The organism is Stenotrophomonas sp. 22692 (genome assembly GCF_052045015.1).
GTDB lineage: Bacteria > Pseudomonadota > Gammaproteobacteria > Xanthomonadales > Xanthomonadaceae > Stenotrophomonas > Stenotrophomonas geniculata.
On record NZ_JBQEMR010000004.1, the window covers coordinates 43,634 to 53,734 of the forward strand.

The following is a 10,101-nucleotide window of genomic DNA, read 5'->3' on the forward strand; positions in this document are numbered from 1 at the left end:
CACATCGCTTGGCAAGCTCCGGCGAAGCTGGGACACTCGCCGCCATGAAGGGGATACTGGGGACAACGGCGATCATCATCGCTGCGCTGACCGCTGCGCCGGCCAGCGCTGGCACCCTGTACAAGTGCCAGGGCCCTGACGGCGTCACCAGTTATGTAAGCAAGCGGGTGGCAGGTGCGCGCTGCAGCACCATCAGCTACAGCCGCGACACCCGTCCTGCGCCGCGCCCGGTGGTGGCCGCATCCAGGCCGGCGCCGACCACGGTGGCCAGCATCGAACGCAACCCGGTTGCCGTTGCCGCCAGCGCCGCAGCGCCGGCAACGGTTGCGCCGGCTCCTGCATCCGCGCCCGCAGCTGCTCCGGCACAGCCGGCCGCCTCGCGTGCCGGGCGCATGGTCAGCGGTCAGGTCTATTCCTTCATGAAGGACGGCGTGCGCCACTACACCAGTGCGCGCCCGACCCAGGTCGCCAACCTCGGCCCGGTGCGGACCATCCGCTACAGCTTCATGGAGCGCTGCTACGCGTGCGGGGTCAATCCACGCGTGGACTTCGGCAGCGTGCGCCTGAACACCTCGGCCTTCCAGACCGAGATCACCTCGGCCGCGCGCGAGTTCGGCGTGGAAGAGGCGGTGGTGCGGGCCATCATCCATGCCGAGTCGGCCTACAACCCGACCGCGCTCAGCCGTGCCGGTGCGCAGGGCCTGATGCAGCTGATGCCGCCAACCGCCGCGCGCTTCGGGGTCAGTGACTCCTACGATGCCGGGCAGAACATCCGCGGCGGCGTGCAGTATCTTGCGTGGTTGCTGAAGCGCTTCAATGGCGACCTGACCCTTGCCGCAGCCGGCTACAACGCTGGCGAAGGCGCGGTCGACCGCCATGGCGGCGTACCGCCCTACAGCGAAACCCAGTACTACGTGCGCCGGGTCGGTCAGCTGGCCGAGCGTTACCGCACCGCCCTGAGCCACCAGTAGGTGCCGCAGACTGGTGGGTGCCGACTGTTGGTCGGCACTCCTTGCAAAGAGCGTTGTGTGGCGCGCGACGGTTCCGCTACACTCAACCGTGATTCAATGCGGCTCTGGCCCCCACCGGATCCGCTGGCAGCCTTAAAGCTACCTAATCAATATCGGAGTGCCGGATGGCCAACGATGGGGTACACGATCCAGTCAACACCGGACGTCGGCGTTTTCTTTCTGCCACCACAGCCGTGGTGGGCGCCGTCGGCGTCGGATTCACCGCAGTTCCTTTCATCAAATCCTGGAACCCCAGTGCCCGCGCCAAGCTTGCCGGCGCACCGGTGGTGGCCGACATCAGCGCCCTGCAGGAAGGCCAACGCCTGATCGTGGAATGGCGTGGCCAGCCGATCTGGATCGTCAAGCGGTCCAAGGCGATCCTCGATGCGCTGCATGGGCTGGACGGCCGTCTCAAGGACCCCGAGTCCGGCGAGAAGGACCAGCAGCCGGAGTACGTGCTGAAGCAGAACCCCGAGCTGCGCTCGATCAAGCCGGATATTTCCGTGCTGGTCGGCCTGTGCACGCACCTGGGCTGCTCGCCGGAAATGGTGGCCGAGATCCGGCCTGAGCCCTACGACCCGCAGTGGAAGGGCGGCTACTTCTGCCCCTGCCACAAGTCGCGCTTCGACATGTCCGGCCGCGTCTTCAAGGACGTGCCGGCGCCGATCAACCTGAAGGTGCCCGCGCACCACTACCAGGACGACAACACCATCATCATCGGTGTCGATCCGCAGGGGGCTGCCTGATGGCCAATATCCTCAGCCGTACCGCCAGCGGCGTGGCCGACTGGGTCAATGCCCGCGCACCGGGCCTGATGCCGGTGTACCGCAAGCACGTCAGCGAGTACTACGCGCCGAAGAACTTCAACATCTGGTACTACTTCGGTTCGCTGGCGCTGCTGGTGCTGGTCAACCAGATCGTCACCGGCATCTTCCTGACGATGCACTACAAGACCAACGCCGCCGAGGCGTTCGGCTCCATTGAATACATCATGCGTGATGTGGAGTGGGGCTGGCTGATCCGCTACATGCACTCCACCGGGGCCTCGCTGTTCTTCATCGTGGTCTACCTGCACATGTTCCGCGGCCTGCTGTACGGCAGTTACCAGAAGCCGCGCGAGCTGGTGTGGATCCTGGGCATGCTGATCTACCTGGTGCTGATGGCCGAAGCGTTCATGGGCTACGTGCTGCCGTGGGGCCAGATGTCGTTCTGGGGCGCCAAGGTGATCATCTCGCTGTTCGGCGCGATACCGGTGATCGGCAACGGCCTGACCGAGTGGATCATGGGCGACTACCTGCCCAGTGACGCCACGCTCAACCGCTTCTTTGCACTGCACGTCATCGCCCTGCCGCTGGTGCTGTTGCTGCTGGTGGTGCTGCACCTGGGCGCGCTGCACGAAGTGGGGTCGAACAACCCGGACGGCGTGGAGATCAAGAAGGGGCCGAAGGGCAACCGCTGGTCGCCGAACGCACCGGCCGACGGTATTCCGTTCCACCCGTACTACACGCTCAAGGATGGTGTCGGCGCCGGCTTCCTGCTGATCATCGCCGCCTTCATCATCTTCTTCGCGCCTGGTTTCGGCGGCCTGTTCCTGGAGCACGACAACTTCACCGAGGCCAACCGCCTGGTGACGCCCGAGCACATCAAGCCGGTCTGGTACTACACGCCCTACTACGCGATGTTGCGCGTGGTGCCGAACAAGCTGGGCGGCGTGCTGGTGATGTTCTCGGCCATTGCGATCCTGTTCCTGGTGCCGTGGCTGGACAAGGCCAGGGTGAAGTCGGTGCGCTACCGCGGCTGGATCTCGAAGGTGATGCTGGGCGTGCTGGCGGTGTGCTTCGTCTGGCTGGGCGTGATTGGTTCCGGCCCGGGCACCGACGTGCACGAGACCTACATCGGGCGGGTGCTGACCTTCCTGTACTTCGCGTTCTTCATCACCATGCCGCTATGGACACGGTTGGACAAGACCAAGCCGGTACCGGAGAGGGTGACCACCCATGACTGATCGCTGGATGGTCCGGCTGGCCCTGACGGCCGCCCTGATGCTGGGCAGTTTCCTGGCCTCCGCCGCCGAAGGCGGCACCAAGCTGCTGCAGGCCGGCAACGACCTCGGTGACCGCGCCTCGCTGCAGCGCGGCGCGCAGCTGTACATGAACTACTGCTCCGGCTGCCACGCGCTGAAGTACCTGCGCTATTCGCGGATGGCGCAGGACCTGGGCCTGACCGAAGAGGAGGTGATGAACAACCTCAACTTCACCGGCTCGGCGATCGGCGATCCGATCCCGGTGGCGATGCCCAAGGAGAATGCCGAGAAGTGGTTTGGCAAGATGCCGCCGGACCTCAGCCTGATCTCGCGCGTGCGGGGCAGTGACTGGGTCTACACCTATCTCAAGTCGTTCTACCTGGACAGCAGCCGGCCGCTGGGCTGGAACAACGCGCTGTTCGCCAACGCGTCCATGCCCAACCCGCTGTGGGAAATGCAGGGCCTGCAGCATGCCGTGCATGGCAAGCCCGAAGCGCCGGGCATGGACCCGCCGGTGACCGGCCTGAAGATTGAAACGCTGGGTTCGGTCGATGCCGGGCAGTACGACCAGGCCGTGCGGGACATCACCAACTTCCTCGAATATGCCGGCGAACCGGCCGCGCTCAAGCGCCAGCAGCTGGGCGTGTGGGTGATCCTGTTCCTGGCCCTGCTGACCTTCCTGCTGTATCTGTTGAAGAAGGAATACTGGAAGGACGTTCACTGAATCTGCCGCCGGCCATCGCACGGGCCTATTGGCTTTTGTGATGGTCGGTTGCACACTCGGGGAGGAGTCGATCGCTGGCACGGTGCCGGCGGCGCCGATGCGGCAGGCGGTCTCCTGTCGTGGGAGAGCCTTTGATGGCGGCGAGCGTACGCATGCGCAATACACTGACGCTGTTTTCCTCGAACGACGATGTACTGTGCCACCGTGTACGCCTGGTCCTGGCGGCCAAGGGTGTGACCTTCGACTTCGTTCCGGTCGATCCACAGAACCCGCCTGAAGACCTGATCGACCTCAATCCGTACCACTCGGTGCCGACGCTGGTCGAACGCGAACTGGTGCTTTACGCCGCGTCGGTGGTCAGCGAGTACCTGGACGAGCGCTACCCGCATCCGCCGCTGATGCCGGTCGACCCGCTGTCGCGTGCGCGCATCCGCCTGGCCATGCTGCGCATCGAGCACGACTGGGTGCCGCAGGTGCAGGCCATCCAGCTGGGCAACAAGACCCAGGCCGAGGCCGGCCGCAAGCGCCTGAAGGAGTTGCTGACCGCCTCGCTGCCGCTGTTCAAGGCCAGCAAGTTCTTCCTCAACCCGGAAATGAGCCTGGCCGACTGCGCGATGGCGCCGATCATCTGGCGCCTGCAGTCGCTGGACGTACCGCTGCCGAAGGACGGCAAGGCGATCGAAGACTACGGCAACCGCATCTTCCGCCATCCCGGTTTCGTCCGCAGCCTGACCGACCAGGAAAAGAAGCTGCGCGATCTGCCGGTCTGATCCGGGCATGCGTTACCCGTCTGCACGCCGACCGGCGTGCAGGCGATCCGCCCCGGCAGGGCGCCGGGCGCGTACACTTCACGCATGACCGAAGACTTCTTCCACATGACCAGCCACCGCCCGTACCTGCTGCGGGCGCTGGTGGAATGGATCAACGACAACCAGCTGACCCCGCACATCCTGGTCGACGCCGGCGTTCCCGGCGTGCAGGTCCCGCCTTCGGCGGTCAAGGATGGCCGGGTCGTGCTCAACATCGCCGAACGTGCCGTCGTGCGGCTGATGATCGACAACGAGATGGTGAGCTTCTCGGCGCGCTTCTCCGGCACCAGCTACCCGGTGCAGGTACCGATCAGCGCCGTGCTGGCCGTCTACGCCCGCGAGACCGGGCAGGGCATGGCATTGCCGGATGACATTCCGGGCAACGAAACCGCGCCGACCAGCGACGAGCTGCTGCACGAGGAAGGCACGCCGCCGGACGATACGCCGCCGGCCAGTCCGCCGCCGAAGGGGCGCCCGAACCTGCGCGTGGTCAAGTAATGTTTCCGACGCCGCCCCGATGGGCGGCGTTTTCCTTTGCAGGATTTATCGGCGGGTGCCGGAATTGTGTGGGTGCCGACCGTTGGTCGGCACACCTTCAGGTCCTACACATCCTCGGCATCGTCCACATCTGCGCGGATCTGGCTGATCCGCGCCGCGCCCGGGCCAGTGAATGAGATCAGCTGATCGCCGCGCAGCACCATGCGGCCTACATGGCGATCGATGCCATCGTAGGAATACTCGAACTTGAAGGTGCGCTCGAAGCCGAGTCGGCCATCCTCGCCGCGCGACAGGCGCAGGCCGGTGGCGTGCACCGCCTGGTCCAACCATTGCACATCGGCGGCGCGGCAGGCATTGCGCCCCAGTTCGACCGCGCGCTCGGCGGCCGAACGTGCGGCATTCCAGAAGAAATAGATGATTCCGCCGGCAATCAGCAACAGCAGCAGGGTGGGCATGGCTTCAGCCGTCAGAGGTCGATCCCGCAAAGATGGCGGCGAACGCGCGCTGGATCAAGCGCCTCGCATCACCGCGTCGGTTGTGGACCAGCAGAGACTGGTTGAGGCGGTATGACGACCGGCTGCGGTGGCGCGGACTGCATTGGCGTCGCAGTTGGCGACGGCATCACCAGCGGTGATGTGGCGGTCAACTGCAGCAGCGCTGCCCAGTCCTGGCGGTTGAAGCTGCATTCGTCCTCGCGGCCTGGCGTGCAGCTGGGGTCGATGCCGGTACTGTTGCGTTCGCGTGCCGGAGGCAACTTGATCAGCCCGGTGCGGTCCAGCTGCAGCAACCGCATCGCCACGGTGTTCATGACGTTGCCACCGACCAGGTACAGGGTCTGGTCGCCCCCCAGGTTGGCAGCCACCACCACTTCGCAATGCGATTTCCAGTGGCCCACCGAACCGTTGCCCAGCGCCTGCACCAGCCCGCTGTAGCTGAGCGTGGTGCTGCGGTCGCGCAGGAAGCACAGCAGGTCGCCGGGCGCGGGCTTGGCGGTGGCCGGGTCGACCAGCCGGTAGGGCACGCCCGAAGGCCCACCCTGGTACGCGGCGCGGATGTAGTCGATATGGCGCGGCGAGGTGTTGAAGCCGGGCACGCCGGCACGCACCATCACCCACGAAATGAAGGCGGCTGACCACGGGTTGTCGATCAGGAACGCGCGGCAGTCGCTGTCGGTGTAGCGCGTGCCCAGCGGCGCCAGGCAGCTGCTGGCGCCGGTGATGCTGCCCATTGCGTTGAGCGTGCCGCTGTCGCGCCAGTAACCGGCTACGCGCTGCCAGGCGATCAGGCCGTTGTCGGCCAGGTGATCACGTTCGGCTTCGGTGACGCTGAGGCTGGCGGCGCGGCCATCGCGGTCGATGAAGGGCCGGTACCAGAGCCGGTGCTCGTTGCAGGCAGTGTTGCGGATGGCCACCGCCAGCGGACTCAGGCCGAAGCGCGGTGGCACATCGCAGGCTTCGGCGGCCGCTGCGGACAAGGGGGCTGCCGCGAGCAGCAGACAGGCAGGCAAGAGCATCCGGCGCATGCGCGGCTCCTGTGGGGGATGCCGGCAGCGTCGCAGAGGCAGGCGTGGCCGAGCCGTGAAGGCGTCCCGGATTGTGTAGAGCCGAGCCCATGCCCGGCTTATCGCGCGAAGCGCGTGCAGGGCGCGCCGCAGATCGAGAAGCAGCCGAGCGTGGGCTCGGCGCTACAAGGTCCCGTAGGCCTCAACCCGGCGGCGGGCCCAGCTTCAACGACAGGTCAATCGCCTGCACGTGCTTGGTCAGGCCACCAATGGAGATGCAGTCCACGCCGTCCTCCGCGATCGAACGCAGGCCACCCAGGCCCACGCTGCCGGACACTTCCAGCGGAATGCGGCCCGCCGTGATGCGCACGGCCTCGCGGCGCAGGTCCGGGCTGAAGTCATCCAGCAGGATGCGTTCGCAACCGGTTTCCAGCGCCTGGCGCAGCTGCGCCAGATCCTCCACCTCGACCACCAGCGGCAGCGCGGGCCATTGCCGGCGCGCGGCAGCCACGGCTGCGGGCAGCGAACCGGCAGCACGGATGTGGTTTTCCTTCAGCATCACTGTGTCGTACAGACCGAAGCGGTGGTTCTCGCCGCCGCCACAGCGCACTGCGTACTTCTGCGCCAGGCGCAGGCCGGGCAGGGTCTTGCGGGTATCGAGAATGCGCGTGCCGGTGCCGGCCACCGCCGCCACGTAACGCGCGGTGGTCGTGGCGGTGCCGGACAGCGTCTGCAGGAAGTTCAGCGAGGTGCGCTCGGCGCTCACCAGGCTGCGGCTGCGCCCATGCAGCAGGGCCAGCACGGTGCCGGCAGTGACCGCGTCACCTTCGGAGACACGCCATTCAATGCGCACCTCCGGGTCGAGCGCGCGGTGGGTGGCGTCGAACCAGGGGCGACCGGCGATCACCCCGTCCTGCTTGCACAGCAGGTACGCGCTGTCAGCCTGGTCGGGCAACAGCGCAGCGGTGACGTCGCCGCTGCCCAGGTCCTCGGCCAGCGCACGCGCGACATCGGCGGCGACAACGGCCGCATCCGGCGTCGGCAGCGCGCTCATGCGGCCGGGAAGTCGGCGATCTGGGCGGTGGGGATGGCTTCCTCGGCCAGCAGCACCGGGATGCCGTCGTCAACGCGGAAGACCTGCTTGCGGTCGCGGGTGACCAGCGCTTCGCGCAGCGGCTGCGCCAGCGGGTTGCCATCGGCCTTGTTCACCGCGCCGGCGGAAATGGCCTTGTTGAGGGCTTCCAGGCCCTTGCCATCCAGCAGGGACAGGGGCTGGCGGGTGTCCGGCGACACCAGCAGGTCGAGCAGCTTGCGATCCATGGTTCTTCGTCTTGCGTGGAAGATGGCTAGAATACGTCTTTAAGGCAGGTGACGGCCAATGACCCCCAACCCGATCGCGCCGCTTGTCGGCATCGTCATGGGTTCCCGTTCCGACTGGGAAACCATGCAGCACGCCGCCCAGAAGCTTGAAGCCCTGGGTGTTCCGTTCGAAGTGAAGGTGGTGTCCGCGCATCGGACGCCGGATGTGTTGTTCAGCTACGCAGAGCAGGCGGGCCCGCGTGGCCTGCGCGCGATCATCGCCGGAGCCGGCGGGGCCGCGCACCTGCCGGGCATGATCGCCGCCAAGACCGCCGTGCCGGTGCTGGGCGTGCCGGTGCAGTCCAAGGCCCTCAACGGCATGGATTCGCTGCTGTCGATCGTGCAGATGCCGGCCGGCATTCCGGTCGCCACCTTCGCCATCGGCAATGCCGGCGCCTCCAACGCCGCGCTGTTCGCCGCAGCGATGCTGGCCAGCGACCAGCCGGCGATCGGCCAGGCGCTCGACGCCTTCCGTGCACGCCAGACCGAAGACGTGATGGCCCACGACGATCCGCGCCAATGAGCCTGACCGTCGGCATCCTGGGCGGCGGTCAGCTCGCCCGCATGATGGTCCTGGCCGGTGCGCCGCTGGGATTGCGCTTCGAACTGTACGACCCGGCAGCCGACGCCTGCAGCGGCCCGCTGGCGCCGCTCACCGTCGGTGCCTTCGATGACCGCCAGGCGTTGGCGGATTTCGCCGCCAAGGTGGACGTGGTCACCTTCGATTTCGAGAACGTGCCTGCCGACAGCGCGCAGTTCCTGGCCGACCGCATGCCGGTCTACCCGCCGCCGGCTGCGCTGGCGGTGGCCCAGGACCGGTTGAGCGAGAAGACCCTGTTCCAGCAGTTGGGCATTCCGCTGCCCGCCTTTGCTGACATCCGCAGCCGTGACGAGTTGGCCGCGAAGGCCGCCGAGTTCGGCCTGCCGTGCATCCTCAAGACCCGCCGCCTCGGTTACGACGGCAAGGGCCAGTTCCGCCTGCGCAGCGAAGCCGACATCGACGCTGCATGGGACGCGCTTGGCGCACAGGTCGAGCGCACCGGGCTGATCCTGGAAGGCTTCGTTGCCTTCCAGCGCGAGGTCAGTGTGGTCGCTGTGCGTGGCCGCGATGGCAGCTTCGAGGCCTGGCCGGTCACCGGCAACTGGCATGTCGACGGCGTGCTGTCGGCCAGCGTGGCCCCGGCCGTGCTGTCCGATGCCGATCAGCAGGCCGCGATCGGCTATGCCCGCCGCGTCGCCGAGCACCTGCAGTATGTGGGCGTGTTCGCACTGGAGCTGTTCTGTCGTGACGGCGAACTGCTGGCCAACGAGATGGCACCGCGCGTGCACAACTCCGGCCACTGGACCATCGAAGGCAGCGAGACCTCGCAGTTCGAGAACCATCTGCGTGCGGTGCTGGGCCTGCCGCTGGGCAGCACCCGCATGCTCGGCCACGTCTGCATGCTGAACTGGCTGGGCGCGATGCCGGACCCCGCGCCGGTGCTGGCTCAGGCCAGTGGCCATTGGCATGACTACGGCAAGGAGCCGCGCGAAGGTCGCAAGGTCGGCCACGCCACGTTGCGCGACGATGATGCCGCTGCATTGGCCGATGCGCTGGACCAGGTCGGCCTGGAGCTGGACCGCCAGGCCCAGGTGGCGCCGGCGGTACACGCGCTGCGCAATCGCTGAGCCCGGTAGTGCCGGCCGTTGGCCGGCAGTGCAACGCTGTGACGCGCCGGTGCAGGCATCGGCGCAACATTCCCGGTGGTAGCGTGGAGCTCCTTTCACAGGAGTCATCCCCATGCTCGACTGGAATGCCTACCGCAAGGAGCTTAAGGGTCGTATCGGCGAGATCGGCAAGCTCTCGCCGGACACGGTCAAGGGCTATGCCACGCTGGCCAACGCCGGTGCCCAGACCAACCACCTCGATGCCAAGACCCGCGAGCTGATCGCGCTGGCGGTGGCCGTGACCACCCGCTGCGACGGCTGCATCACCGTGCACGTGGATGCCGCGCTGAAGCACGGCGCCAGCCGCGAGGAGATCGCCGAGGCGCTCGGTGTGGCGGTGTCGCTGAACGCCGGTGCGGCGCTGGTGTACTCGGCGCGGGTGATGGACGCCGTGGCCGCGCACGAGAGCGCGTGATGCCTGATCTGTAGAGCCGAGCCCATGCTCGGCTGGCCGGACAGCAGCCGGGCGT

At 67.0% G+C, this 10,101-nt stretch carries 13 protein-coding genes; 9 read left to right on the forward strand and 4 right to left on the reverse strand.

All coding sequences use genetic code 11. The features are described 5' to 3' along the window. Positions 1–44: 44 nt before the first annotated feature. The 6 genes from ACTJJM_RS06235 (at position 45) to ACTJJM_RS06260 (ending at position 5,064) form a co-directional block, all read left to right on the forward strand. Positions 45–971, forward strand: a complete 927-nt coding sequence (locus ACTJJM_RS06235; RefSeq protein ID WP_019337152.1) for a lytic transglycosylase domain-containing protein — start codon at positions 45–47, stop codon at positions 969–971. A 164-nt stretch (positions 972–1,135) separates the two neighbouring features. Next, a complete protein-coding gene (gene petA, locus ACTJJM_RS06240) occupies positions 1,136–1,756 on the forward strand; it encodes a ubiquinol-cytochrome c reductase iron-sulfur subunit (protein WP_010486121.1) in 621 nt (206 codons plus the stop codon). Further along, positions 1,756–3,015: a cytochrome b gene (locus tag ACTJJM_RS06245; RefSeq protein WP_006429450.1), complete on the forward strand. Its 1,260-nt coding sequence runs from the start codon at positions 1,756–1,758 to the stop codon at positions 3,013–3,015. The genes petA and ACTJJM_RS06245 overlap by 1 nt, the downstream gene beginning before the upstream one ends. After that, complete coding sequence (locus ACTJJM_RS06250; protein ID WP_440865321.1) at positions 3,008–3,757, forward strand: cytochrome c1; 750 nt, start codon at positions 3,008–3,010, stop codon at positions 3,755–3,757. The genes ACTJJM_RS06245 and ACTJJM_RS06250 overlap by 8 nt, the downstream gene beginning before the upstream one ends. 134 nt (positions 3,758–3,891) lie before the next feature. Further along, the gene (locus ACTJJM_RS06255) at positions 3,892–4,527 is read left to right on the forward strand and encodes a glutathione S-transferase N-terminal domain-containing protein (protein ID WP_005408842.1); all 636 of its coding nucleotides are present in this window, start codon (positions 3,892–3,894) and stop codon (positions 4,525–4,527) included. Between the two features lie 84 nt (positions 4,528–4,611). Then, the gene (locus ACTJJM_RS06260; protein ID WP_005412806.1) at positions 4,612–5,064 is read left to right on the forward strand and encodes a ClpXP protease specificity-enhancing factor; all 453 of its coding nucleotides are present in this window, start codon (positions 4,612–4,614) and stop codon (positions 5,062–5,064) included. Positions 5,065–5,168: 104 nt separating this feature from the next. Here ACTJJM_RS06260 and ACTJJM_RS06265 read toward each other — a convergent pair whose 3' ends face one another. The 4 genes from ACTJJM_RS06265 to ACTJJM_RS06280 all read right to left on the reverse strand — a co-directional run bounded on the left by ACTJJM_RS06265 (position 5,169) and on the right by ACTJJM_RS06280 (position 7,885). Further along, positions 5,169–5,519 carry a DUF3301 domain-containing protein gene (locus ACTJJM_RS06265; RefSeq protein ID WP_005408844.1) on the reverse strand — a complete coding sequence of 117 codons (351 nt, stop codon included), beginning with the start codon at positions 5,517–5,519 and terminating at the stop codon, positions 5,169–5,171. Between the two features lie 68 nt (positions 5,520–5,587). Continuing rightward, positions 5,588–6,586 carry a DUF2272 domain-containing protein gene (locus tag ACTJJM_RS06270; RefSeq protein WP_053442778.1) on the reverse strand — a complete coding sequence of 333 codons (999 nt, stop codon included), beginning with the start codon at positions 6,584–6,586 and terminating at the stop codon, positions 5,588–5,590. A 181-nt stretch (positions 6,587–6,767) separates the two neighbouring features. Then, the gene (gene nadC, locus ACTJJM_RS06275; RefSeq protein ID WP_010486110.1) at positions 6,768–7,619 is read right to left on the reverse strand and encodes a carboxylating nicotinate-nucleotide diphosphorylase; all 852 of its coding nucleotides are present in this window, start codon (positions 7,617–7,619) and stop codon (positions 6,768–6,770) included. Next, the gene (locus ACTJJM_RS06280; protein ID WP_005408847.1) at positions 7,616–7,885 is read right to left on the reverse strand and encodes a Trm112 family protein; all 270 of its coding nucleotides are present in this window, start codon (positions 7,883–7,885) and stop codon (positions 7,616–7,618) included. The genes nadC and ACTJJM_RS06280 overlap by 4 nt, the downstream gene beginning before the upstream one ends. Positions 7,886–7,943: 58 nt before the next feature. Between ACTJJM_RS06280 and purE the strand changes: the two genes are divergently transcribed. The 3 genes from purE to ACTJJM_RS06295 all read left to right on the forward strand — a co-directional run bounded on the left by purE (position 7,944) and on the right by ACTJJM_RS06295 (position 10,046). Beyond that, the gene (gene purE, locus ACTJJM_RS06285) at positions 7,944–8,447 is read left to right on the forward strand and encodes a 5-(carboxyamino)imidazole ribonucleotide mutase (protein ID WP_005412808.1); all 504 of its coding nucleotides are present in this window, start codon (positions 7,944–7,946) and stop codon (positions 8,445–8,447) included. Then, positions 8,444–9,592 (forward strand): 5-(carboxyamino)imidazole ribonucleotide synthase, encoded by a 1,149-nt coding sequence (locus tag ACTJJM_RS06290; RefSeq protein ID WP_440865322.1) that lies wholly within the window; start codon positions 8,444–8,446, stop codon positions 9,590–9,592. Before purE ends, ACTJJM_RS06290 begins: the two co-directional genes overlap by 4 nt. Positions 9,593–9,704: 112 nt before the next feature. Next, entirely contained in the window at positions 9,705–10,046 is a 342-nt protein-coding gene (locus ACTJJM_RS06295) for a carboxymuconolactone decarboxylase family protein (RefSeq protein ID WP_004152082.1), read from the forward strand. Positions 10,047–10,101: the final 55 nt, after the last annotated feature.